Source organism: Branchiibius hedensis (assembly GCF_900108585.1).
Classification (GTDB): Bacteria; Actinomycetota; Actinomycetes; order Actinomycetales; family Dermatophilaceae; genus Branchiibius; species Branchiibius hedensis.
In genome coordinates, this window is sequence record NZ_UESZ01000001.1 from 3277018 (window position 1) to 3299683 (window position 22666).

General features: G+C 68.2%; 23 protein-coding genes. 6 read left to right on the forward strand and 17 right to left on the reverse strand.

The window, feature by feature from the left end:
* On the forward strand, window positions 1-267 hold the full coding sequence (locus DR843_RS20945; protein ID WP_425451581.1) for a helix-turn-helix domain-containing protein: 267 nt from the start codon (window positions 1-3) through the stop codon (window positions 265-267).
* On the opposite strand, the gene istB is transcribed toward DR843_RS20945, so the two are convergent.
* The 3 genes from istB to DR843_RS15925 all read right to left on the reverse strand — a co-directional run bounded on the left by istB (window position 264) and on the right by DR843_RS15925 (window position 3266).
* The gene (gene istB / locus DR843_RS15915; RefSeq protein ID WP_109683679.1) at window positions 264-1061 is read right to left on the reverse strand and encodes an IS21-like element helper ATPase IstB; all 798 of its coding nucleotides are present in this window, start codon (window positions 1059-1061) and stop codon (window positions 264-266) included. The genes DR843_RS20945 and istB overlap by 4 nt on opposite strands.
* On the reverse strand, window positions 1061-2278 hold the full coding sequence (gene istA, locus DR843_RS15920) for an IS21 family transposase (protein WP_109683678.1): 1218 nt from the start codon (window positions 2276-2278) through the stop codon (window positions 1061-1063). Before istA ends, istB begins: the two co-directional genes overlap by 1 nt.
* Window positions 2279-2471: 193 nt before the next feature.
* The gene (locus tag DR843_RS15925) at window positions 2472-3266 is read right to left on the reverse strand and encodes a DNA polymerase beta superfamily protein (protein WP_109687370.1); all 795 of its coding nucleotides are present in this window, start codon (window positions 3264-3266) and stop codon (window positions 2472-2474) included.
* A 122-nt stretch (window positions 3267-3388) separates the two neighbouring features.
* Here DR843_RS15925 and DR843_RS15930 point away from each other — a divergent pair, with 122 nt between their 5' ends.
* Complete coding sequence (locus DR843_RS15930; RefSeq protein ID WP_109687373.1) at window positions 3389-3865, forward strand: DUF6584 family protein; 477 nt, start codon at window positions 3389-3391, stop codon at window positions 3863-3865.
* 144 nt (window positions 3866-4009) lie between these two features.
* On the opposite strand, the gene DR843_RS15935 is transcribed toward DR843_RS15930, so the two are convergent.
* Together DR843_RS15935 and DR843_RS15940 are read right to left on the reverse strand one after the other, a co-directional pair.
* A complete protein-coding gene (locus DR843_RS15935; protein WP_109687375.1) occupies window positions 4010-5344 on the reverse strand; it encodes a flavin-containing monooxygenase in 1335 nt (444 codons plus the stop codon).
* Between the two features lie 14 nt (window positions 5345-5358).
* Window positions 5359-6489 carry a serine hydrolase domain-containing protein gene (locus DR843_RS15940; protein WP_109687376.1) on the reverse strand — a complete coding sequence of 377 codons (1131 nt, stop codon included), beginning with the start codon at window positions 6487-6489 and terminating at the stop codon, window positions 5359-5361.
* Between the two features lie 145 nt (window positions 6490-6634).
* On the opposite strand from DR843_RS15940, the gene DR843_RS15945 reads away from it, so the two are divergent.
* A complete protein-coding gene (locus DR843_RS15945; RefSeq protein ID WP_109687378.1) occupies window positions 6635-7753 on the forward strand; it encodes an MBL fold metallo-hydrolase in 1119 nt (372 codons plus the stop codon).
* Between the two features lie 24 nt (window positions 7754-7777).
* Window positions 7778-9379, forward strand: a complete 1602-nt coding sequence (locus DR843_RS15950; RefSeq protein WP_109687380.1) for an AMP-binding protein — start codon at window positions 7778-7780, stop codon at window positions 9377-9379.
* 89 nt (window positions 9380-9468) lie between these two features.
* On the opposite strand, the gene DR843_RS15955 is transcribed toward DR843_RS15950, so the two are convergent.
* The 11 genes from DR843_RS15955 to DR843_RS16005 all read right to left on the reverse strand — a co-directional run bounded on the left by DR843_RS15955 (window position 9469) and on the right by DR843_RS16005 (window position 19498).
* A complete protein-coding gene (locus DR843_RS15955; protein WP_170119896.1) occupies window positions 9469-10473 on the reverse strand; it encodes an FAS1-like dehydratase domain-containing protein in 1005 nt (334 codons plus the stop codon).
* Window positions 10470-11465 carry an acyl-CoA dehydrogenase family protein gene (locus DR843_RS15960; RefSeq protein WP_170119897.1) on the reverse strand — a complete coding sequence of 332 codons (996 nt, stop codon included), beginning with the start codon at window positions 11463-11465 and terminating at the stop codon, window positions 10470-10472. Before DR843_RS15960 ends, DR843_RS15955 begins: the two co-directional genes overlap by 4 nt.
* 4 nt (window positions 11466-11469) lie before the next feature.
* Window positions 11470-12609 (reverse strand): acyl-CoA dehydrogenase family protein, encoded by a 1140-nt coding sequence (locus tag DR843_RS15965; protein ID WP_109687386.1) that lies wholly within the window; start codon window positions 12607-12609, stop codon window positions 11470-11472.
* A 21-nt stretch (window positions 12610-12630) separates the two neighbouring features.
* On the reverse strand, window positions 12631-13374 hold the full coding sequence (locus DR843_RS15970) for an enoyl-CoA hydratase family protein (RefSeq protein WP_109687388.1): 744 nt from the start codon (window positions 13372-13374) through the stop codon (window positions 12631-12633).
* On the reverse strand, window positions 13371-13799 hold the full coding sequence (locus DR843_RS15975) for a MaoC/PaaZ C-terminal domain-containing protein (protein WP_211310266.1): 429 nt from the start codon (window positions 13797-13799) through the stop codon (window positions 13371-13373). The genes DR843_RS15970 and DR843_RS15975 overlap by 4 nt, the downstream gene beginning before the upstream one ends.
* Window positions 13796-14251, reverse strand: a complete 456-nt coding sequence (locus DR843_RS15980) for an FAS1-like dehydratase domain-containing protein (RefSeq protein WP_109687390.1) — start codon at window positions 14249-14251, stop codon at window positions 13796-13798. Before DR843_RS15980 ends, DR843_RS15975 begins: the two co-directional genes overlap by 4 nt.
* A 20-nt stretch (window positions 14252-14271) precedes the next feature.
* The gene (locus DR843_RS15985; protein WP_109687392.1) at window positions 14272-15057 is read right to left on the reverse strand and encodes an SDR family oxidoreductase; all 786 of its coding nucleotides are present in this window, start codon (window positions 15055-15057) and stop codon (window positions 14272-14274) included.
* A complete protein-coding gene (locus tag DR843_RS15990) occupies window positions 15057-16133 on the reverse strand; it encodes an NAD(P)H-dependent flavin oxidoreductase (RefSeq protein ID WP_109687394.1) in 1077 nt (358 codons plus the stop codon). Before DR843_RS15990 ends, DR843_RS15985 begins: the two co-directional genes overlap by 1 nt.
* A complete protein-coding gene (locus tag DR843_RS15995; protein WP_109687396.1) occupies window positions 16130-16912 on the reverse strand; it encodes a CoA-transferase subunit beta in 783 nt (260 codons plus the stop codon). Before DR843_RS15995 ends, DR843_RS15990 begins: the two co-directional genes overlap by 4 nt.
* A complete protein-coding gene (locus DR843_RS16000) occupies window positions 16909-17772 on the reverse strand; it encodes a CoA transferase subunit A (RefSeq protein WP_109687398.1) in 864 nt (287 codons plus the stop codon). The genes DR843_RS15995 and DR843_RS16000 overlap by 4 nt, the downstream gene beginning before the upstream one ends.
* An 85-nt stretch (window positions 17773-17857) precedes the next feature.
* Window positions 17858-19498 carry a FadD3 family acyl-CoA ligase gene (locus tag DR843_RS16005; protein ID WP_109687400.1) on the reverse strand — a complete coding sequence of 547 codons (1641 nt, stop codon included), beginning with the start codon at window positions 19496-19498 and terminating at the stop codon, window positions 17858-17860.
* 80 nt (window positions 19499-19578) lie between these two features.
* On the opposite strand from DR843_RS16005, the gene DR843_RS16010 reads away from it, so the two are divergent.
* Both DR843_RS16010 and DR843_RS16015 read left to right on the forward strand, forming a co-directional pair.
* On the forward strand, window positions 19579-20730 hold the full coding sequence (locus DR843_RS16010; protein WP_109687402.1) for an acetyl-CoA C-acetyltransferase: 1152 nt from the start codon (window positions 19579-19581) through the stop codon (window positions 20728-20730).
* Window positions 20727-21527 (forward strand): SDR family oxidoreductase, encoded by an 801-nt coding sequence (locus DR843_RS16015; protein ID WP_109687404.1) that lies wholly within the window; start codon window positions 20727-20729, stop codon window positions 21525-21527. Before DR843_RS16010 ends, DR843_RS16015 begins: the two co-directional genes overlap by 4 nt.
* 16 nt (window positions 21528-21543) lie before the next feature.
* Here the strand turns inward: DR843_RS16015 and DR843_RS16020 are convergent, their stop codons facing one another.
* Window positions 21544-22665 carry an acyl-CoA dehydrogenase family protein gene (locus tag DR843_RS16020; protein ID WP_170119898.1) on the reverse strand — a complete coding sequence of 374 codons (1122 nt, stop codon included), beginning with the start codon at window positions 22663-22665 and terminating at the stop codon, window positions 21544-21546.
* Window position 22666 lies beyond the last annotated feature (1 nt).

Sequence of the window (22666 nt, forward strand, 5' to 3'; positions counted from 1 at the left end):
ATGATCAAGGTGCTCGGATCGCACCGCGAGGCTCCGTTGTCCGTCAGCGAGATCGCGGAGCAGTTGCGGATCAGTCAGCCCACGGCAACCAAACACCTCCGAATCCTTCTGCGAGCCGGTCTGGTCAGTCGGGACGAAGCCCGGCCGAGGGTGCACTACGCCCTTCGGATGGACACGTTGGTCGAATGCCGGCGCCAGTGTCGACGTCGCTCGAAAGTGAGGCCGTTGCGACGCTCGAAAATGAGGCCACCGGTTCGTGTTGTCTAGTTTGCCGTGTCTTGGGTTCTGATGCTGGGCAGGGTGTCGATCCCGCGGTTGCGTAGCCGGTAGCTGGCGCCTTTGAGGGTGAGGACGTCGGCGTGGTGGACGACTCTGTCGATCATGGCGGCGGCGACGGCTTGGTCGCCGAATACGCCGCCCCAGCCGCTGAATGGCAGGTTGCTGGTGAGGATGAGCGAGGCGTGTTCATAGCGCGATGACACGAGTTGGAAGAACAGGTTCGCGGCGTCTTGTTCGAAGGGTAGGTAGCCGACTTCGTCGACGATGATCAGGCTGTAGCGGCGCAGTCGGGCGAGTTCTTGCGGGAGTCGACCGGCCTGGTGGGCATCGGTCAGGCGGGTGACCCACTCGGTTGCGGTGGCGAACAGCACACGGTGTCCGTGGTTGGCCGCGGCGATCCCCAGTCCGGTGGCCAGGTGGGTCTTGCCGGTGCCGGGTGGCCCGAGCAGCACGACGTTGCGGGCTTCGGTGAGGAATCCACCCGAGGCCAAGGATGCGACCTGTTGCCGGACGGCGGGTTGGGCATCCCAGTCGAACTCCTCGATCGTCTTCCTCGCCCCGAACCCGGCGGCGCGGATCCGCAGCTGGGCGCCGGAGGCGTTGCGGGCGGCGACCTCACGATCCAGGACTGCGGCGAGGTACTCCTCGTGGGTCCAGCCGGCGTCCCTGGCATGATCAGCCAACCGGGCCGCGGCTTCGGTGATCCGGGGCGCCTTCAACGCTGATGCCAGGTAGGTCAGCTGTTTCAGCGCCTCGGTCGTCTCGGTCTTCTTCGTGGCCATCAGGCGACCTCCTCGCCATCGATCAGGCCGAAGGCCCGGTCGTATTCGGCCAGGTCCCGTGCCAACTCCTGGTCGGGATCGGCGGCTGGTCGGGGTAGTTGGAACTGCTCACGCAGGACTTTCGCGGCCGCGACGTGGGCCGGGTCGGTGATCGTCATCCCGCGTGCCCACACCCGCTGGTGGGCGGCGACCAGGCGGCCCTCGTGGCGGACTTCGACCCTGGCCAGGTCGGCGTGGACGTCGACGAATCTGCCGATCACGTTCGGTTCCACGGAGTAGTCGCTGCTGTCGACACGCACGTAGTAGTCACGTCCCAGCCGGACCCGGTTGACCCATCCCACCGCTGGCGGCACGGGTGGCAGCGGCAGCATCGCGGCCCGGTCGGCATCGACCAGATCGACCGGGCGAGCCTTGATGGTCCGCACGACACGGCTATTCGCCAGTCCAAGCCAGTCGCGGAACTGGGCATCGAAGTCAGCCGGTGACTCAAAGGTCCGCCCGGGCATAAAGGACGTCTCGTAGTAGCGGTTGCGGCGTTCGACCACACCCTTGGATTCAGGGTCGTAGGGCTTCAACCGCAACAGGGTGGTCGCCAAGGTGCCGGTGAACGCGCCGACTCCCTCGGCATGCCGCTTCCCGCGACCGATCCCAGTCTCGTTGTCCCAGATCAACCGACGCGGAACCCGGCCGAGGTCTTGCAGCAGTTCCCACATGCCCAGCAACAGGTCCTGGGTATGGCGGGTCGGGATCATCCGCCCGACCATGAACCGGGAATGCGCGGCAGTGATCACCATCACCGGCAGCAACGTCCTGCTGCCGTCCTCCAGCGGGATCTTCCGCGGCGGGAACCACAGGTCGCACTGCGCCGCGTCACCCGGCAACCAAATCAACCGATCGCAGGGGTCAACCGGCCGATGCTCAGGTCGCAAACGCCGCACGTTGTCACGGAACCAGGTGATCGACCCCGTCCAGCCGACCCGTTCGGCGATCACCGTCGCTGGCATGTCTGGTGTCTTCACCAGCAGTTGCCGCACCGCCGGCTCGAACGGCGTGAACGATGTCGGACCCGCTGGCCGCTCGTACTTCGGGGGCCGGTCCGAGGCCAACGCCCGCTCCACCGTCGACCTGCCAATGCCCAACTCTCGTGCGACCTGACGCTGCGGAACACCATCCGCCACCAGCCGCCGGATCAAAGCCCAATCCTCCACAGAGATCACCCATCCAATCTGTCTGGGTGGCCTCGTTTCGACCGTCGCTATGGCCTCGTTTTCAAGCGTCGTCGACAGCCTGCTGGACCTGGCGTTCGCGCACGCGCTGACATGGTGTGTCAGCGCCTTCGACTGCGACACCTGTGCGTTCGCGGCCACCTGTCACTGAGGTACGTCGGCCGTCCCACCACGATCTCTTCGGTCACCAGTCCCAGTGGCGGCGGTGGGCGTGGACCATCCAGTTGTTGACAACGTCCATGTCCGGTTCGTCACGCACCGCCACCTGGCCGTCCAGCAACTCGGCCAGACGCGAACGTACGTCGTCGATGCGGCGCAACGCCTCGTCGTACCCGACCTGACCGCGTTTGATCTCCATGCACGGCTCCAAGTCCTCGGAACGCAGGGGCAGCGACAACTGGCCGGTCGTGATCAGCTCAATCCCCTGTAACCCCAGGCGCAGAGCGTGACTCGCGTACTTCGTGTCGTAGCCATGTGCGGCGACCAACTCCGGGCGGTTCGGCACGCGCGACTGACGCCCACGCCCCAGCAGCCGATCACGTTGCCCATCGAGATAGCCCAGGAAGCGCCGCCCGGCCTGCCGGGTCGCGAATTGGGATCGCAGCGAGCGCAACTCATCACCAAGCGGCGTGGACACCAGCAGGTCCGACGACGGCGACCAGAACGGGATCAGGATCGTCGGATTCCCCGCTGCCGCAAGCCTGATGAACTTCCGCAACGCGTAGATGACCAGGTCGGTGTCCCCCGGACCAGAGCGCGACCCCTCCGGCTGCGTCCGCGACACGTAGTGCGACGCAGTGGGTGATAGTCCCAAGAGCTGCGCGGGGTGCTGGACGTAGACGCCCATCTCGTCGTTGTCATCGTGCCCCTCGATGGCCATGCCGTGCGCGCCCGACCCGACCGTCACCCGCAGGATCTCGTTCGCCAACGCGACGTCCCGATCGCCATGGGAGACGTTCGGACTGGTCTTGGTGCTCATGAGGCTCCTTCCGCGCTGACGATGAGGCACCCAATCTACGGATGCGGGCGCACCGCGACGACCGATTAACCGGCCAACGAATTCCGTTGGGCCGTGAGTGATCCGTCTGGCATCCTCGGGCGATGACCGCAACTCGCACGGGCGCCATCGAAAGGGCTCGAGACGATCTGGCGAGCGGCCGCACGTGGAAGGCGCGCGACCGTCTTCGTGGTGCCATCGGTCAACGGCAGGACGACGAGATCGTCGACCTGCTCGCCCAGGTGTACTTCGAGATGCAGGATCTTCCCGCCGCAGGTGCGCTCTGGTTCGTGACCGGTCGCGATGACGAACGCGCCCGGGCCGCCGTTGCCGCGTGGGAGGAAAGGTACGGCGACCCGAACGAGCGCTGGCACACCATTCCCGGCCCTATCCGACGGAACCGTGACACCCCCGGGATGCGTGCGCTGCGGCCGGAGTCGACAAGCAGCGACCAGTCGATCTCGCAGCAGGAGTTGGCAGGTTCATGGATCGACGGACTGCTCGTTTTGCTGATCGTCGTCGGCTTCGGTGCCCTCGTCACGATCGGCGCGTGGACGGTGTTGCACTGGATCTTCCGCTAAGCGCGATCCCGGGTCGGAGCCCGCAGGCCCTCCGCCGGGCGATCTCACGTCGACTCTGGCGTCAAGCAGGTGCGCGACATGGTCGAGCCGAGCGGCGACCCCCTGAGGATCGTGCCCTCGCGGCCGAGGGCCGAAACCTTCAGATCAGCTGCTCACCGCGGTGCTCAGGGCACGCTTCTCGCCTGCTTCGATCTCCGCCAGAAGGTCAACGACGTACCGTGCGAAGTCGATCTGGATCGTGTGCCGGTGAGCGGCGTAGTACTGGGCCAGGTGGTTGGCTTCGTCCTCCACCATGATCCGCTCCTGGTCCTCGACGCTGGGCAACACGTATTGCCCCGTCAACAGTCGCGCCAGAAGCTTCGACTGCTGCTCGGCGAGGTTGACGATCGTCGGTGACGACTGCGCGAGTCCGACGAAATAGAGATGCTCCAATCCCGGCTTCATCATCCGCTTGAAGAGCGGGTAGCGGTGCTCGGAGTCGGGGTGCAGCGTCGTGTCGGCGTCGTCGAAGAAGGGAAAGCTCATGTCGTATCCCGTGGCCGCCACGATGACATCCGCCTCGACGCTGCTGCCGTCCGCAAGGCAGACCCGTTTGCCGTCCAATCGGACGATTTCCTTGAGCATGTGGATATCGCCCGACCCCGCCTTGGTCAGGAAGTCCGCGCTCACCGACGGGTGAGCGGCGAGCGGCTCGTGGTCCGGTTCCGGCAAGCCGTAACTACTCATCGACCCCACTAGATCACGGATGATCTTCCGGGACGCCTCCAGCGCAACCTCTTTCGGCACGTCCGGAGGTGCCATCACCTTGTCGGCGGCGACCCCGTTGCGATACTTCGGCAGCACCCACACCCCACGCCGCGCGGACACGTAGAGCTTCTCCGCCATCCACGGGCTCGAAAGCTCCGAAGCGATGTCGAGCGCCGAGTTACCCAGGCCCACCACGATGACGCGCTTCCCGCGCATCTCGATCGGGTCGAAGGGGTTGACGTAATGGTGGGAGTGGATGATGTCGCCGTCGAATTCGCCGGGCCAGTCGGGCAGCGACGGCTTCCAGTGGTGACCGTTGGCGACGACCAGGTCGGTGTAGGAGCGGGTTTCGCCGGTCGACAAGCGCACATCCCAGCCACCGTCCGGACGCCGCGACGCCCGCTCGACCTCGGTGTTGAACTCGATCGCCGGTCGCAGACCGAACTCATCGACGTACGCCTTGAAGTAGTCGTGGATGAGTGTGTGGTGCGGGAAGTCGGGGTAGTCCGGGGGCGCCGGGAAGTCCTCGAACTCCAACCGGGCGGTGGACGTGTCGATATGCAGCGATTCGTAAACCGACGAGCGACCGTTGGGGTTGCGGAAGTACCAGTTGCCCCCGACGTCATCGCTCATCTCGAACTGGTCGTAGGAGATCCCGAACTCCTTGAGCCGTTTGGCGGTGGTGATCCCGGAGCATCCGGCTCCGATGATGCAGACGTGAGCGTTGGTCATCGTGGTGTTGCTCCTCAGGCGGTGGGTTGCGGATCGAGGCAGGCAAAGGCGGTGCGGACGTACTCATCGGTGCGGGGCGAAGAAATGAGGTGGTTGGCCATGGAGTTCGGGGTGTAGGCAAACGTCATCCGCCGATCGACGTCGTTGACGACGATCGCGCCGCCGTACCCCGTCCACCAACAAACGCGTCCGTCGGGTACGGCGGGTGCTGACGTCATCGGCAAGCCGAACCCCACGCCGTACCGGACGGGGGCACCCAGCACCAGGTCGATCCCTTCGGCCTGGACGTCGAAGATTCGCCGTACGGTGGCCTCGCTCAGCAGGCCCCCGCTGCCGCACGTGATCGCCGACTGCGCCAGCGCGACACCGCGCGCGTTGCCGTGGCCAGCTGCGGCGCCCACCTCGCTGCGCCGCCAGGCAACGGAGTTGCAGACCGTCGCGGGCAGGAGCGGATTGGTCATCGTCCGCAGTAGGAAGCTGACCGCGGGTAGCGCCGAGTAGTCGATGTTGGACGGAGGCGGCGGAACGAGGTCAGCGCAACGCATCAGGGCTTCATCGGGCACACCCAGGAAGAAGTCGTTGTTGCCGGTCGGCTCGAGCACCAACTCGTCGATGACCTGCGCCAGTGTGCGACCCAGCGCGTTGCGGACTATGCCGTCGAGGAGATGACCATGGTTGACCAGTTGGTAGGCGGGCGCGGATCCGGCCTGGTACCAGGGGGATACGTCGGCGAGCCACGATTCGGTCAGCTGGAGGTCCACCAGGTCATCGACCGTCACCTTCCGATCCCAGCCCGGAACTCCGCTGGCGTGCCCGAGGACCTGACGCACGATTACGGCGTCCTTACCGTGGGCACCGAACGCCGGCCAGTAGCGCGCGACCGGAGCGTCGAGATCGAGCCGGTCGTCATCCACCAGCGCCAGGACCGCGAGTGCGGCCATCGTTTTGGTGACCGACCAGACCTGCACGATCGTGTCGCGCTGCCAGGAGACCCCTGGCTGTGCCTGGCCACCCCAGGCGTCCACGACCAACTCGCCGTCGAGCACGACAGCAACCGCCGCGCCGACATCGGTCCCGTCCTGCAGGTTACGAGCCAGCAGATCGGCCAACGGCGCGAAGCGCGCAGTCCAGTCGCCTTCGACCATGCGGTCAACCTATCGCTTGCTTGGTTCGAGGGGAAGGGGCGCGCCGTCGCCCACGCTGATGTAGCAAGCGCTTGCTTTATGGTGAAGAAATGTCACGTGTCGATGAGCTCATCGCGGCGTCGCGACGCCGCCCGCAGGAGGCGCCGTGAATGATCGCGTGAGTCCGCGGGTCACCGGCGATGCGCAGTACGCCGCGTGGCAACGTCGCGAGACCCCTCCCGTCGAGCAGGTGCGACCGGGCCTGTGGTCCATCCCGCTGCCGAACCCCGACAGCGGTATCCGCTATGTGCTCTGTTACCTGGTCGAACACGACGACGGCGTCCTCGTGGTGGATCCCGGCTGGAACGACGAGCGATCGTGGGTCGCCTTGGTCGGCGGTCTGCAACGCGCAGGCCGCACCGCGGCGGAGGTCAGCGGGATCGTCGTGACTCACGCCCATCCGGACCATCTCGGCGGTGCCAGACGGCTGCGCGCCGAATCCGGGGCTCCCGTCCTGATGCACCAGGCTGATCAGGCCCTGCTACCAGTGGACGCCGGCGATCCGAGTGCCATCCTCGATCGCACCGGCCCCTGGCTGGCTCGGCAGGGCTGCCCCCCGCAGCTGGTCACGGAGTTCGGCACCGACACCGCGGAGCTTGCCACCTACTTCCACCTCAGCCGACCGGACGGCTTCCTCGAGGACGGTGATCGGCTGCCGCTCGCCGGCCGGGACTGGATCGCGATCCACACCCCTGGACACACCCCCGGCCATCTGTGTCTGCACGCGCGCGACGAGCGGCTGCTCCTGACTGGTGACCATCTGTTGCCGCGGATCACGCCTGCCGTCTCCGCCTTCCCCGCCAGCGGGCCGCACCCGCTGGCGAGCTACTTGCGCTCGCTGTCGCGCGCCGGCGCGCTCGACGTCGATGAGGTGCTGCCCGCCCACGAGTGGCGATTCGCTGGCCTCGCCGAGCGGTCCGAGGCGGTCGCCGAGCATCACGCCCAGCGGGAAGAGGAAGTGCTCGCACTGCTGGCCGACGGGCCGGCGCCCGCGGCCCGGCTCACCGAGCAGCTGACCTGGTCTCGCCCGTGGAGTGACATCCGCCCCTCGATGCGCCGGATGGCGGTCGCCGAGACCGTAGCCCATCTGCAGCTGCTGCGCGACAACGGTCAACTGACGGTCGAGCAGCGCGATGCCGTGGACATCTGGCAACGTGCCGACCTTGCTGCAGCCCCCGACGAGCTCGCGACCACTGCCGGGGGCGACGAGCTCGCAGGCGCCTGACGCGCACCAACAGAAAGGACAACGATGGGCACCACCAGCGGCGGACTCCCGTTGGTGCCTGCGCTGGACCGGATCCTGCAGGAGCGACCTGATCTGCCCATCACCCTGGCTGGGGAGCGGCACACGGTCACCGAGCTGGAGGATCGCGCACGCCGGCTGGCGGCAGCGATCTCGGAGCACACCTCCCCCGGCGACCGCGTCGGCGTCATGGCGCGCAACGGAGAGACGGCACTGCTGGCCTGGTGGGCCGGGACGATGTGCGGCACGTTGGTCACGCCGTACAACACCAGCAACCGCGGTGACGTGCTCACCCATCAGGTGTCGGACAGCGAGCCGGCGCTGATGATCACCGACCCTGAGCATCTGCCTGTCATCGGCGCTTCGGTGGCCGCCCCACATCTGCGGCTGCCGCTCATCCTCGGCTCGGGCGCCGATGAGCGCGACGACACACAACTGGGGCCTTGGACGGTCCGACACGATCTGGAAACGGTTGTGGCGCAGTCGGATCGGCTGGCGAAGGTGGCGCCACCCGAGCCGTTCGCCACCAGTCACCTGATCTACACGTCGGGGACGACGGGTGCCTCCAAGGCGTGCCAGGTGAGCCACGGATACGTCGGCAACTTCGCCCGACAGGTCCGGGAGAATCTCGGGCGCACCGCACAGGACGGTCTATGGACTGCGTTGCCGCTCTTCCATCTCGCCGCCGTAACGCACACCCTGGGCTCGCTGCAGGTCGGCGCGCCAATCGACATCGCTGCCCGCTTCTCAGTCACCGGCTTCTGGGCCGAAGTGCTGCGATCCGGGGCGACCACTGCGGCGCTCATGGGATCGATGCTGCCGATGATCGCCGCCGCGCCGGACTCTGCCGACACGGCGGCGGCATACGGTCGGCTGCGCACGGTTTCCGGATCGCCGGTGACCCCCGAACTGGCCGCGGTGTGGCGCGAGCGCTTCGGAGTCGAGCGGGTGGGAGCCGGTGTCTACGGGATGACCGAGGCCGCGCTGATCACCAGCACGCCGGCCGGGCAGTACCGCCCCGGCTCGGCGGGGATGCCGAGCGACTCCTTCGAGGTGCGGATAGTCGGCGAGCAGGACAATCCGCTGCCGACCGGTCAGATCGGTGAAATCGTGGTGCGACCGCTGCGTCCCGACGTGATGTTCACCGGCTACTGGCGCCAGCCGGAGCGAACCCTGGATGCGTTCCGCGGGCTGTGGTTTCACTGCGGCGACTACGGCCGCTTCGATGACGCCGGCCACCTGCACTTCGTCGACCGCGGGAAGGACTATCTGCGTCGCGGAGGCGAGAACATCTCGAGCGTGGAGATCGAGCAGGTCATCGCCCAGCATCCCCAGGTGCGCGAGGTAGCAGTCCACGCGGTGCAGTCGCCGCTCGCCGAGGACGACCTCAAGGTCACCATCGTTGCTAGGGACGGATGCCGGATCGATGAGCAGGAGTTCTTCGACTGGGTGCGCCCACGAGTCCCGCGCTACGCGGTGCCGTCGCACGTCGAGGTCCGCACGCAGTTGCCGAAGAACTCAGTGGGCCGGGTCTTGAAGCACGTGCTTCGGGCCGAAGGAGTCACCGCGGCCACGTGGAGCACCGACCCCAGAGCTGGCGAACGCTGATCACTCAGCCTGCAGGGGCGGCCATCCCACGCGGGGATTGCCTCAGACTGGTGCCAGCGCTACCTGCCCACATTGCCTGGTGAAAGTAATTACTGCACAACTAGATTCACCCTCGCAGTGGCCAACACGTGGTCGCCCAGCGAATTGGAGCCTCGGACGTCGACCGTCACGATTGGCCCGTTGACGCTGGTGACCGCGCCGGTCAACTGCAGGGTGTCTCCGGGGTGGTTCTGCACGGCCAGCCGAGCATCGAACGCGACGATCTCGGCTTCGGGTCCGGCCCAGTCCGTGAGGTAGCAGTTGATCAGGCCAGCGGTGCCGAGAATGTTCATGTAGACATCCCGAGCGCCGCGGGCCTGGGCGGCGTCCCGATCCAGATGCACGTCGTTGAAGTCGTGTGTCGCTGTCGCGAGGGCGGCGATCGACGCCTGAGTGACGGGGATCGTCGCTGGGGGAAGGTGACCACCGGGCCTGAGTTGCGCGGGGAGCAGCGTCGCCGTCGCTCGAGGCCGCCGAACCGGCGGCGGCACCGGCCAGGGGTGGCCCGGCGGTCCCCCGGTTGCCCGCCCGGCTGGCTCCGGCGGACGGGTTCTGGGATCCCAGCGCAGCATCCGCAGAAGCACGCTGCCCACGGATTCGCCTGCCAACGTGCGGTATTCGCTGAGGAGATCCACGAAATGACCTCGGCCGAGACGGGTGCTCTTCTGCGATGAGACCGCCGTGATCGACGGGTATTGCGCCAGCAGCTCCCCCGGCCGCAACGGGCGCGCGTAGCGATGTGACGTCTGAACGGCAGCCACCGAGGTGTATCCGCGCTCAGCGAGGACGGCGTTCACCCGGTCGAGGCTCTCACCCTGACGATGGGTCCTACGGTTGCCGGGCAGCGTCCACATGTTCAGGCTCGTCGCGGGCGCGATGATCCCACCCCATCGCGAGGCCGCCGCCCACGCCGGATCCTGGTAGGCCGGATTCTCATCACCGACGGCCTCGCACCAGATCCGGATCGCTTGCTCGGTGATCGGGTCCTTCGCCACGCGCGGCGGGTCGGTGAGTCCGACAAGACCGGCCAGCCGACGGGCGAAGTCGTCGATCACGACGCAGGTACGCCGAGGTCCGTGGCCAGTGCCTCGCGGTGCCACTGTGCCGTGCCCCACGATGCGGCATCGGCCCAGGCTCTCTTGGCGTACAACTGCAGGTCGTACTCGGTGGTGTAGCCCATGGCACCGTGGCACTGGATGGCCTGCCGGGCTGTCGTCCGTGCGGCGTCCGAGGCGGCGGCCTTCGCGGCGTGGACCTCACGCTGGGCGCCCGGCGCGCCGGCCGCGACCTGGGCGGCAGCGGACAGGACGAGGGGCGCCGCGAATTCCGTTGCCAGAGCGGCATCCGCGAGGTGGTGCTTGACGGCCTGGAACGACCCGATCGGAGCGCCGAACTGCTGACGATCGGTGACGTAGGCGACGGTGATGCCGAGCATTCGCCGGGCCACCCCCACCAACTCCGCGGCCGTCCCGAGGACACCGCGCAACCAGGCCCGGCGGACGATGTCCGGATCGTCAATTGTTGCGAGGAGCGTTGCGCCAGAGACATCTTCGAGAAGTGAGGCTGGGTCGATCGCCTCCGTTGCCGACCGATCGGCGGTTGTCAGGTCGAACACGCTCAGCGCACCACGGCCACCGAACCCGCCGCGGATCAGCAGGTCGGCTCCGCGACTGGGTGCGGGCCCCGTCAGCTGCGGGGTAGCCGCGCACAGCACCTCGCCGGAGGCGAGTTGCGCGCAGCGGTCGAGCTCGGCCAACACCCCCGGCGCGACGGCGAGCGTGCCGACGAGAGGCAGTGGAGCAGCGGCCGCCCCGGTCTCGGCCAGCACGGCCACCAGTGCGGTCTCATCCAGGCCGAGACCGCCATCCTCCTCGGGGACCAGCAGACCCCAGATGCCCATCTCGTCACAGGCGGAGCGCAGTCCGTCGGCGGCAGCGGGCCCGGTCGCCGCGACGTCGCGCAGAAGGTCGGGCGGACACTGCTGCGCCATCACGGCCCGCACCACCTGCTGGAGCGCGGTCTGATCTTCGGTCAGTGCGAACCTCATGGGGTCACCTCCGGGGCAGGCCGAGCACCCGCTCGGCGATGATGTTGCGCTGGATCTCGTTAGTGCCGGCATAGATCGGGCCGGCGAGCGAGAAGAGGAAGCCGCGGGTCCACGGCCCGTCGACCAGCGCCTCGGGGCCGAGCACGTCCAATGCCGTTTCGTGGAGCGCGATGTCGAGCTCGGACCAATGCACCTTGTTCAGCGAGGATCGGGCACCGACCGGGCGCTGCTCCATGATGTCGGTCACCTGGGCAAGGGTGAACGTGTCATAGGCGCGCGCCCGCACCCACGCATCGGCGATCCGTTGGCGGATGGACCCGGTCACGGCATCGGGCCGCTGCTCGGCAAGCGCCACCAGGCGGTCGACGGCCGCGGTGAAGCGACCGGGCGATCGCAGGGTCAGGCCCCGTTCGGATCCGGTGGTGGCCATCGCCACCGACCATCCCTGGCCGACTCCTCCGAGCACAGCGTCGTCGGGCACGAAGACGTCGGAGAAGAAGACCTCGGCGAAACCCTCATCCCCGTCGAGCCGATCGAAGCCGCGGACCGTCACGCCCTCGGCGTCCAGCGGCACGAGGAAATACGTCAGGCCATGGTGTCGTTGCGACTCGGGGTCGGAGCGGAAGAGACCGAACAGGTGGGTGCAGAAGGCGCCACGCGTCGTCCAGGTCTTCTGGCCGTTGAGCCGCCATCCGCCGGCCGCTTCGTCGCGGTCGGCGCGGCTGCGGATCGAGGCCAAGTCGCTCCCGGCGCCGGGCTCCGACCAACCCTGGCACCAGAGGTCTTCGGCCGCGGCCATTCGCGGCAGGAGGGTGTCCTGCTGCTGTGGGGTGCCGAATTCGAAGAGGGTGGGTGCCAACAGGAAGATGCCGTTCTGGGTCACTCGTTGCGGCGCCCCGGCCCGGTAGTACTCCTCCTCGAAGATCAGCCACTCCCACAGGTCCGCGTCCCGGCCGCCGTACGCCTCGGGCCAGGACACGACACCCCAGCGATCGGCGTACAGCCGCTTCTCCCACTCCACGTGCTGGGCGAACCCCTCGCGGGTGTCGCCGGAGAGCAGCGGCTCGCGCGGCACGTTCTCCGTCAGCCAGATGCGGGCCTCGACGCGAAACGCCTCGTGTTGCGCGCTCCAGCTCAGGTCCATACGACTTCTCCTCGTGGGTGGTCAGTGCTTGCCGAAGTCCTCGCGGATCCGGTCCGAGACGCCGCTGAGGTTGAGCTCGAAGGTGTAGCCCTGCTCGTAGCGGTAGGACCGGTTGACGTCGACCGGGTCGATGCCGTTCAGGGAGGCCTTCGCGGCGCGGATGACAGTGGGGTCCTTTGCCGCGATCTGCTTGGCGAGTTCCATTGCGGCAGAGCGCAATTGGTCCCGCGCCACGACCTGATACACAGAGCCGAACGCTGCGAGTTGCTCCGCTGTCGCCGTCGCGGAGGTGTAGACGATCGCACGCATCAGGTGCTGGGGGACCAGCCGGGACAGGTGGGTGGCGGCGCCGAGGGCTCCGCGATCCACCTCCGGCAGGCCGAAGAAGGCGTCGTCGGAGGCGACGATCACGTCCGCGTTGCCAACCAACCCGATGCCGCCGCCTACACAGAAGCCCTGCACCGCAGCGATAACCGGGACCTCGCACTCGTAGACCGCGCGGAACGCTTCGAAACATCCGCGGTTGGCGCCGACCAGAGCGGCGAAACCGTCGGTGTCCCGGATCTCCTTGATGTCGACGCCGGCATTGAAGCCCTTGCCTTCGGCCCGCAGGATGACGACCCGCGTCGCTGCGTCGCGTCCGGCGTCCGTGACCGCGAGGGCCAGATCGAACCAGTCCTGCACGCGCAGCGCGTTGACCGGTGGTGCGTCGACGACAACTTCGACGACGCCGCCGTCTGCGACGGTCGTGCTGATCGCGCTCATGCCGACTCCTGCGACGGCAGCAGGTAGCTGGCCCACACCGTGACAGCGCGGCCGCCGCCCTCGCGGGTGCAGGCCGCCTCGACCTGTAGGCCCGGAGCGCCGTCGATGTCGATCGGTTCCACCTTTTCGCAGGTCATCGTCAATGTGTCGCCCGGCCAGACCTGTTCAACGAAGCGGATCCGGAATCGGCGCACGTTGTCCGGGCCGAGCCAGTCCGACAGGTAGGTGCCGATCAGACCAGCCTGCAACATGCCGATCCCGAGCGGCATCGGCAGACCCGACGCTCGTGCCCATGGCTCGTCGTGATGTATCGGGTTCATGTCGCCGGATGCGCCCTGGTAGCGCACGATGTCAGTCCGTGTGATCGGCCCGACGCTCCAGGGCTTCGGCAGCGCCGGCATCATCGCGGGCGCTTCGGTGCTCATCGTGGATCCTCCTCGCTGACGACGGCGCTGGTTTCGACGCCCGTCATGATCGACTCCGCGACCAGGGTGCCCGACTGGTCGGTGAATCTCGTGCGCATGACGACGAAGGTGAGTTCGCCGCCGCGGCGGCCGGGTTTGGTGTAGTAGTCGGTGATTTCGGATTGCGCCGTCAGCCGGGCGCCGGCCCGCGGTGGCGGACCGTGGAAGACGAATTCCTGCTCGGCGTGCATCCCGCGCTGCTGGTCCAGTTCGACATCGCCCCAAACCCCGCCCTCGACGGGCTGCCAGTGCATCGTCGTCGTGAGGAAGGTGGGCGGCGTGACCGGGGCCTCTTGCGCCCAGAATTGTGGGTTGGTGCTCATGGTCGCGCGGGCGAACTCGCGGATCTTGCCGAGCTCGATGTCGATGCGAAACGGTTCGCCGACGGCGCCGACGGCGTCCGGATTGGCCACGGTGTCCTCCTTCGATGGGGTCAGGGGTGCTGGCTGCTGACCGACACGACCTCGCCGGTCATGTATGTCGAGTAGTCGCTGGCGAGGAAGGCGATGACCGTGGCCACCTCCCACGGCTCCGCGGGCCGACCGAACGCCTCCTGCGCTGCGAGGTGCTCCAACAGCTCGTCCGTGGTGACCTTCGCCAGGAAGGGATGCATCGCGATCGACGGGGCGACTGCGTTGATCCGGATCCCGTGCTCGGCGACGTCCAGAGCGGCGCAGCGGGTCAGCGCCATGACCCCGGCCTTCGCCGCGGCGTAGTGCGCCTGCCCGGCCTGCGCGCGCCAGCCGATGACGCTGGCGTTGTTGACGATGATGCCACGCCCGGCAGGGACCATGTGTCGCAATGCCGCGCGGGTCGCCTTGAAGCAGCTGGTCAGGGTGACCGCAATGACCGAATCCCATTGCTCGTCAGTCATATCCACGACGCTGGCCGTGCCGCCGAGGCCGGCGTTGTTGACCAGGACGTCGATCCGCCCGTGCTGCTCGACCGCCGCGTCCATCAGTGCGTCGATCTGGACCTGGTCGGTGACGTCGCACGGTACGGCGAGTGGTGCCGACCCGGTGTCGGTCGCCAGGCGCTCAGCGGCCTCCGCCAGACGTCGCTCATGGCGATCGGAGATCACCACCTGCGCACCTTCCTGCGCCGCTCGCTGCGCGGTGGCGTAGCCGATGCCGGTGCCGGCGGCGGCCGTGACCACGACGACCTTGTCCGCGAGCAGGTCCCGCGGGGCGGGCGGTGCGGGTGGAGGGGGAATGGTCATCAGGCGCTCACTTCCGGTTGCTCGGCACCCAACCGGGCGAGCGTCGTGCGGGCCTGGACGATGATCCGCTCGACCAACTCGGCGACGCTGGGGATGTCGTCGATGAGGCCGACGACCTGGCCGGTCGCCATGACTCCTTCGTCACTGCGACCCTCCAACAAGGCCGAGCGGTAGAGCATCGGGGCATTGGCGGCCATCACCACCTGGCTCCAGGTGAGGTCGTTGCCCTGCTTCAACTGCAGACCCTGCCGCAGCATCTGCGGCAGCGGAGTGCCGGACATCTTCGAGAAGGCCAGTGCGTTGCGGCCGGCCCGTGCGAGCCGGCGGACCGGGCCGGTGTCCAGCAGGCGGTCGACGGCACCGGCGCGCAACACCCGTTGCGGCACGCCGTCCACCTCGGATGTGAGAACTGTGTCGGTGACGCGCGCCTGGAGGTAGACCTCCTTGACCGCGGGCTGGACCGGGCTGTCGCTGGTGAGCAGGAATCGGGTGCCCATCGCGATGCCCTGCGCACCGTAGGCCAGTGCGGCCACGAGGCCGCGACCGTCGAAGTAGCCGCCGGCCGCGACCACGGGGATGTCCACCGCGTCTACAACTTGCGGCAGCAACAGGCTGGTCGGGACCTGCCCGGTGTGGCCGCCACCCTCACCGCCTTGCACCAGCACCGCATCCGCACCCCACGAGGCGACCTTCTCGGCATGCCGACGCGCGCCGATCGAGGGGATGACGACCAAACCGGCGTCCTTGCAGCGCTCGATCAGTTCTTTCGTGGGCGCGAGCGCGAACGACGCGACACGCACCCCGGTCCGCTGCAGCAGCTCGATGCGGCGCACCGCGTCGGGTTGGTCGGCCCGCAGATTGACGCCGAAGGGCGCCTCGGTGCGGGACGCAACGTCCGCGATCGCCGCCGCGAGTTCCTCGAAGTCGAGCAAGGCCGCTGACAGGATTCCCAGACCGCCGGCGTTCGCGGTGGCCGCCGTGAGCTTGGCGTCGGAGACGTAGCCCATCGCCGTCTGCACGATGGGGTAGCGCACTCCCACCAGATCGCACAGCCGGGTGTGCAGCGGATCGCTCACGTCGGGACTTCCTTGTCGCGCAACGACATGGGGTCGAGTATCTCTCGGATGAGGTGGAGCTCGTCGGGAGTCGGCTCACGGGTGGTGGTGACCTCGGAGGTGTCACCGAGCTCGAATCCGGTGGCCCGGACGACGTCGTCGACCGACACCCCAGGATGCACGCTGATCAAGCGGATCGTCCCGTCCTCGCGGTAGCCGAGCACTGCGAGGTCGGTGACGATCTTGCGCAGGTCGTGATACCGCGATGCGGCCGGGCCGTTGGCCGCGGCCCGGTCATTGCCCACGCCGCAGACGAAGTCGACCCGATCGACGAAGACTCGCGTCGAATGGCGCGGCACCCAGTAGCTGGTCGGGTGGCACACAGAGTTGCCAGGGGCGCCGCGGACGCCGAGCAGTTGCACCTTGGGCCGGGCGTGGTCGCCGATGGCCGAGATGTTCGAGTTGCCGTACCGGTCGAGTTGACTGGGCACCATCATCACGTGGCGACGGCCGTTCCAGAGGATGTCGAATATCCGCCGGAACGGGATGAAGCCCTCCACCGGGCCGGGCAACGCGCCGGGGATCGGGCCGGTGCCGTGGACTAGGTTGGCTTCGCCGTCGGAGAGCAGCAGTTCCGGCTCGAAGGTCGAACGAGCCAGTCGCACGCCGATGGAGGGGATGATCCCGAAGGCACTGGCGAGGATCTCCCCGCCGCCGCGGAAGGTCTCGGCACAGGCGATGACGGCGTGTTCGGCGCGTGTGGCCGGGATGACCCCCGTCGCGTTGTCGGTGGTGGTCATCGACTCTCCTCCCGCCAGGCCTCGACGGCCTTCCAATAGGTCTCTGCATCACCACTGAGGAATCGCTGCTCGAAGTCCGCCCATTGCTGGGGATCGCCTGCGGCGCGGACGTATTCGCGCTGGAACGCCTCGTCGCGACCGTAGTCCGGCTCGCACGAGGTGAAGTGCGCTCCACCGGGTGCATGGACGACGCCGGTGACCCACATCCGCGGGACGAGCAGGGTCGCCGGGTGGTGCTCGCCGTTGGCGAGCTTCGAGGTGTCCACGACCTGCTCCACCGACACGTAGGCCTCCGTGGCGGCGGCGCAGTAGAGATCGTCGAAGTAGGGGTCCGCCCCGAGGTATTGGGCGTTGCCGTAGCGGTCGGCCCGGTTGAGGTGCACCAGCGCGACGTCGAGCGGGATGGCGGGCATGGCCACGGTCTCGTCGCCGCCGTAGGGATCCTGCACCGTGCGCAGGTGGGGATTCGCGCTCATGACATCGGAACCCAGCCCCGCGCGGGTCGGCAGGAAGGGCAGCCGCAACTGCGCGGCGTACAAACCCCACTGGAGCATGCCCTCGTCGTACTCCTCTACCTCGAGCCCCCCGGCCTGACGAACGGCCCGGAAGTGCGGATCCAACGGGATCGAGTCGAGGGAGACGAACCCGAAGATCAGCTTGCGGACCCGGCCGGCCGCGCACAGCAGACCGGCATCCGGGCCGCCGTAGGTGACCACGGTGAGGTCACGGATGTCCGAGCGAAGGATCGCCCGCACGAGGGACATCGGTTTGCGCCGCGAGCCCCAACCGCCGATGCCGATGGTCATTCCCGAGGACAGCCGAGCGACGACATCGTCCTCGGTCATCAGCTTGTCGCGCATCAGTCCTCCGAATCCGTGGTTGACAGGACCCTATCAAGCGCTTGGTTGGTCAGCAACGGCAGGCGCCCCCCGGGGAGGATGCTGCTCACTCGCCGACGTCCGTCAGTCGGAACTTCTGGACCTTGCCCGCCGCGTTGCGCGGCAACTGCGGCAGGATCTGGAAGCTGCGCGGAACCTTGAAGTTGGCCATCTGCTCGCGGGCCCAGGTGTGCAACTCCTCACCGGTGACGGTGGCACCATCGCGCAACGTGACGTAGGCCCGGCCGACATCGCCGAGTCGGGCGTCAGGGACGCCGACTACAGCGCAATCGGAAACGGCCGGATGCCGCACCAGAATCTGCTCGACCTCGGCCGGGTAGACGTTGAATCCGCCGACCGTGAACATGTCTTTGATGCGATCGGTGATCGTCAAGTAGCCGTCGGCGTCCAGGAATCCGACGTCACCGGTGTGCAGCCAGCCCTCCGGGGTGATTGCTGCCGCGGTCGCCGCCGGATCCTGCCAGTAGCCCTTCATGACGTTGGCGCCGCGCACGAGGATCTCGCCGGCTTCTCCCGTCGGCAGTTCGGAGCCGTCCGGCCCGCTGATCCGCAGGCTGGTGCCCGGGATCGCCCGGCCCGAGGTTGAGGCGATCTTCTCGATCGGCGCATCGGGCGGGCACACCGTCGCGGTGCCGCACGTTTCGGTCTGCCCGTACGCCGTGATGATCGTGGCGAAACCCAGTTCGGACTTCATCCGTTCGATGAGGGCAACCGGGACCACGGCCGCTCCGGTGACGACCAGTCGCACCGAGGACAGCCGGCGGCCGGCGCGGCCCGGGTGGTCCAGGATCGAGGTGTAGATCGCCGGTGCGCCGGGGAAGACCGAGATGTGCTCGGTCTGGACGATGTGGATGGTCTCCTCGACGTCGAAGACCGCCTGCAGAACGATCGTGGCCCCGCGCAGGAGGCACGCGATCAGGCCGGCCCGGTAGCCGAAACTGTGGAAGAGCGGGTTGACCAGCAGATAGCGATCGTCCGGCAGTAGACCGACCAGGTCGGCCCACCCCCGGTCGACGACGACGTTCGCCACCTGGGTGGTCATCACACCCTTGGGAGCGCCGGTGGTGCCGGAGGTGAAGAGGATGTCCGCCACGTCGTCGGGTGCGATCCCAGCGATCCGCTCGTCGACGCGTTGCCGCGGGATGTCGTCGGCCAGGGCATCGAAGTCCGCCCAGTCCAGGACGCCGGACCCGGGATAGGTGTCGAACGCGATGATCGTGTGGATGGCCGGCAGCGACGGCACCAGCGGCTCGGGCGCTTCGGCGTGCCCGGCGTCGGCGCACGGTCCGGCGGCGGGCAACTCGGCGAGCATGCGCACGTAGTCGTTCTGCAGGAAGCGATGGGCCGCGACCAGCGCGATCGCACCGGAACGCCGCAGGACGTACTGCGCCTCCGCACCCTTGAAACGGGTGTTGACCGGGACGAGGATGGCGCCCGTGGACTGGATGCCGAGGGCGGCAACCACCCACTGCCACTGGTTGGGCCCCCACAGGCCGATCCGGTCGCCGGGTCGTACCCCGCGCGCCAGCAGGGCCTGTGCGAAGCGGTCGACTGCCTCACGCAGCTGCGCGTACGTCAGGCGCACCGGGCCGTCGATCAGCGCCTCCTGGTCGGGGCGCCGCGCGGCCGTGTCGCGAAGTACCCCGGGCAGCGTCAAGGGGTCGCTGTGGACCTCGGTGTCCGCCATCCTTGCCGCCACCACCCTTTCTTGCCAACCAAGCGCTTGCTAGGATTGCACCGATCCGATCGCGACACAAGGGAGCCCTCATGGCCGAGGCATATCTCGTAGACGCCGTCCGTACGCCGGTCACCCGACGTCGAGGTGACCTCGCCCAGGTCCACCCGGCGGACCTGGGCGCCCACGTGCTGACCGCACTGGTGGAACGCACCGGAATCGACCCCGGTGCCGTTGACGACGTGGTCATGGGCTGCGTCGACACGATCGGCGGCCAGGCCGGCGATGTCGCCCGGACGGCGTGGTTGGCGGCCGGGCTGCCGAGCCACGTCCCCGGCGTGACGGTGGATCGGCAGTGCGGTTCGTCGCAGCAGGCCGTGCATTTCGCGGCGCAGGCGGTGATGAGTGGGACTGCCGACCTGGTCGTCGCCGGCGGTCTGCAGAACATGAGCGCCATCCCGATCTCCGCGGCGATGACAGTCGGAGAGCAGTTCGGCTTCCCCGATCCGGTGACCGGCTCGGTTGGCTTCCGGGAACGCTACGGCAGCGTCCCCCCGTCGCAGTATCGATCGGCCCAGATGATCGCGGAGAAGTGGGGCTGCAGTCGGCTGGACATGGAGCAGTTCGCGCTGCAGAGCCACCGCCGGGCGGCCCGGGCTCAGGATGAGGGCCGCTTCGACCGCGAGATCGCGCCGCTTGGCTCAGCGGTGCGCGACACCTGTGTGCGCAGGGACACCAGCTTGGAGGCGATGGCCGACCTCGACCCGCTGGAGGAGGGCGGCATCGTCACCGCGGCGATGGCCAGCCAGATCTGCGACGGAGCCGCGGCGCTGCTGGTCGCCGGAGAGTCCGCCGTCCGCGATCATGGTCTGACTCCGCGGGCTCGCATCCACCACCTATCGGTCATGGGCGATGACCCGGTGTGGATGCTCACCGCGCCGATCCCGGCGACCGCACGCGCATTGCAGCGCACCGGTCTGTCGATCGATGACATCGACCTCGCGGAGGTCAACGAGGCCTTCGCCAGCGTGGTCCTCGCCTGGCTGAAGGAGACCGGCGCCGATCCCGCGCGGGTCAACGTGAACGGCGGCGGTATCGCGCTGGGTCACCCGCTCGGCGCGACCGGTGCCCGGTTGATGACCAGCCTGCTGAACGAGTTGGAGAGCACCGGTGGCCGCTACGGTCTGCAGGTGATGTGCGAGGGCGGTGGCCAGGCCAACGTGACGATCATCGAGCGGCTGTGACGGCATCGGGTACGCCGGCCGGTAGCGTCGATCTGCACGGTCGCCGCGCGCTGGTGACCGGCGGGCCGCGCGGCATCGGCAAGGTGATCGCGGAAGCGCTGCTCGCCGCTGGTGCCGAGGTGGTCGTCGCCAGTCGCTCTGAGCCGCAACAGCTTCCGCAGTACGGCGACCAGCGCGCGCACTTCATCGCGGCGGACATCCGCGATGTCGAGCAGCAGGCCCGGCTCGTCGATGAGACGGTGGCGGCAGTCGGCGGACTCGACCTCCTGGTCAACAACGCCGGAGGCTCTCCAGAGGCCGATGCCCGCACCGCTTCGCCGCGGTTGATGGCTTCGGTCATCACCCTGAATCTGGTCGCGCCGATGCAGTTAGCGCGCCTGGCCTACCCAGCCCTGGAGCAAAGTCACGCCGGAGGCTTGATCATCAACATCGGCTCGGTGTCTGGCCGGCACCCGATGCCCGGGACGGCCGCCTACAGCGCTGCGAAGGCCGGATTGAGCATGGCGACGCGGGCGCTCGCTGTGGAGTTCGCGCCGGCGGTGCGCGTCAACGAGGTCACAGTGGGGCTGGTGCTGACCGACGCGGCCAGCGACTACTACGGCGACGACGACGGCCCGGCTCGCGTCGCCGGCGTGATCCCGATGCAGCGGATGGCCACCGCACAGGATGTCGCGGGCGCGGTGCTCCTGCTGTGCTCGCCGCTTGCGGGATACATCAACGGTGCGTCACTGCTGGTCGACGGAGGCGGCGAACTGCCGGCCCGACTACTGGCGGCGCGGCCGCCGACCCCCGGCTGATCCGGCGGGTTGGACGTCACCGGGTGTTCAGCCCGAGCCGCTGTCCGAAATACGCCCGCCATGCCGAGTTGGTGCCCAGCCGATGCTGCTCGGCCTTACCGCGCTTGAGGTAGTGGTGGATCGGGTATTCGAAGGTGAAGCCGCTTCCGCCGTGCAGTTGCAGGCAATCGGCAGCGACCGTCATCAGGGCATCGGTGCAGACGACTTTGGCCAGAGGTGCAAGGACCGCGAGTTCGTCGCCGAGGGCCTCCTGCCCGGCGCGCGGTGTGACCTCCCCGCTCGCGACCCCGACCGCGTAGTCCGCGGTCGCCCTGGCTTCGGCTGCGGTCAGATACAGATCCGCCGCGCGATGCCGCAGCGCCTGGAAAGTGCCCAGTGCACGGCCGAACTGCTCTCGCGTCTTCAGATGCTCCACGGTCGTCTCGAGACACGATCGGGCCGCGGCCGCGCACTCGACCGCGCTGGAGAGCAGGGCGATCATCCGCAGCTCATCCGCCAGGTCGGGGCCGCCGAGGATCCTGCCGTGCGCGCGGGTGAAGATCACCTCGCCGAGGCGGCGCGTGTGGTCGAGACCGGATTGGGCGGTCACGGCGACACCCTCGGCCGCGGCGTCGACGACGGCGACTTGGTCGGCTCCCACCGCGACCAGCAGATCGGCGCTGCCGGCGAAGGCGACGCAGCGAGCCGAGCCCGACACGATCCCGTCCGACCCGATCTCGATCCCGGTCGCCGTCACCGGCTCCCCGCGGTGGGCGGTCAGGCCGGCGACGGCAACGACCGCTGCCTCACCGGACAGCCGGCCGAGCACCTCCTGCGCGGCGGGTTCGACACCGACCCGGCCCAGCGCCGTACCCACGACAAGGGCGTCGACCAGCGGTGAGGGCGCGAGCACCCGGCCCAGTTGCTCGATCACGGCCATCGCCTCGGCCAGTCCTAGACCAAGCCCGCCGAACTCCTCGGGGACCGGCACACCGGCCCAGCCCAGTCCCACCGCCTGCGCGTGCAGCAGTGGGTCGAAGCCCTCGTCGGTATCGATGACGCGGTCGCGCCAGCCGGACTCCAGATCGGTGAAGACCTCCGCCACTCCGGCGGCCAATTGCGCTCGCAACTCGAGGGATTCGGTGCTGGTGATGGTCATC

What these genes read in the sequence shown, in the direction of transcription:
- DR843_RS16020 (WP_170119898.1), bottom strand. Translation starts at nt 22,665, where the DNA reads ATGACCATCACCAGCACCGAATCCCTCGAGTTGCGAGCGCAATTGGCC.
- DR843_RS16005 (WP_109687400.1), bottom strand. Translation starts at nt 19,498, where the DNA reads ATGGCGGACACCGAGGTCCACAGCGACCCCTTGACGCTGCCCGGGGTA.
- DR843_RS15965 (WP_109687386.1), bottom strand. Translation starts at nt 12,609, where the DNA reads ATGGACCTGAGCTGGAGCGCGCAACACGAGGCGTTTCGCGTCGAGGCC.
- DR843_RS15970 (WP_109687388.1), bottom strand. Translation starts at nt 13,374, where the DNA reads ATGAGCGCGATCAGCACGACCGTCGCAGACGGCGGCGTCGTCGAAGTT.
- DR843_RS15985 (WP_109687392.1), bottom strand. Translation starts at nt 15,057, where the DNA reads ATGACCATTCCCCCTCCACCCGCACCGCCCGCCCCGCGGGACCTGCTC.
- DR843_RS16010 (WP_109687402.1), top strand. Translation starts at nt 19,579, where the DNA reads ATGGCCGAGGCATATCTCGTAGACGCCGTCCGTACGCCGGTCACCCGA.
- DR843_RS15940 (WP_109687376.1), bottom strand. Translation starts at nt 6,489, where the DNA reads ATGGTCGAAGGCGACTGGACTGCGCGCTTCGCGCCGTTGGCCGATCTG.
- istB (WP_109683679.1), bottom strand. Translation starts at nt 1,061, where the DNA reads ATGGCCACGAAGAAGACCGAGACGACCGAGGCGCTGAAACAGCTGACC.
- DR843_RS15995 (WP_109687396.1), bottom strand. Translation starts at nt 16,912, where the DNA reads ATGACCACCACCGACAACGCGACGGGGGTCATCCCGGCCACACGCGCC.
- DR843_RS15950 (WP_109687380.1), top strand. Translation starts at nt 7,778, where the DNA reads ATGGGCACCACCAGCGGCGGACTCCCGTTGGTGCCTGCGCTGGACCGG.
- DR843_RS15930 (WP_109687373.1), top strand. Translation starts at nt 3,389, where the DNA reads ATGACCGCAACTCGCACGGGCGCCATCGAAAGGGCTCGAGACGATCTG.
- DR843_RS16000 (WP_109687398.1), bottom strand. Translation starts at nt 17,772, where the DNA reads ATGCGCGACAAGCTGATGACCGAGGACGATGTCGTCGCTCGGCTGTCC.
- DR843_RS20945 (WP_425451581.1), top strand. Translation starts at nt 1, where the DNA reads ATGATCAAGGTGCTCGGATCGCACCGCGAGGCTCCGTTGTCCGTCAGC.
- DR843_RS15925 (WP_109687370.1), bottom strand. Translation starts at nt 3,266, where the DNA reads ATGAGCACCAAGACCAGTCCGAACGTCTCCCATGGCGATCGGGACGTC.
- DR843_RS15935 (WP_109687375.1), bottom strand. Translation starts at nt 5,344, where the DNA reads ATGACCAACGCTCACGTCTGCATCATCGGAGCCGGATGCTCCGGGATC.
- DR843_RS15975 (WP_211310266.1), bottom strand. Translation starts at nt 13,799, where the DNA reads ATGAGCACCGAAGCGCCCGCGATGATGCCGGCGCTGCCGAAGCCCTGG.
- DR843_RS15960 (WP_170119897.1), bottom strand. Translation starts at nt 11,465, where the DNA reads ATGAGGTTCGCACTGACCGAAGATCAGACCGCGCTCCAGCAGGTGGTG.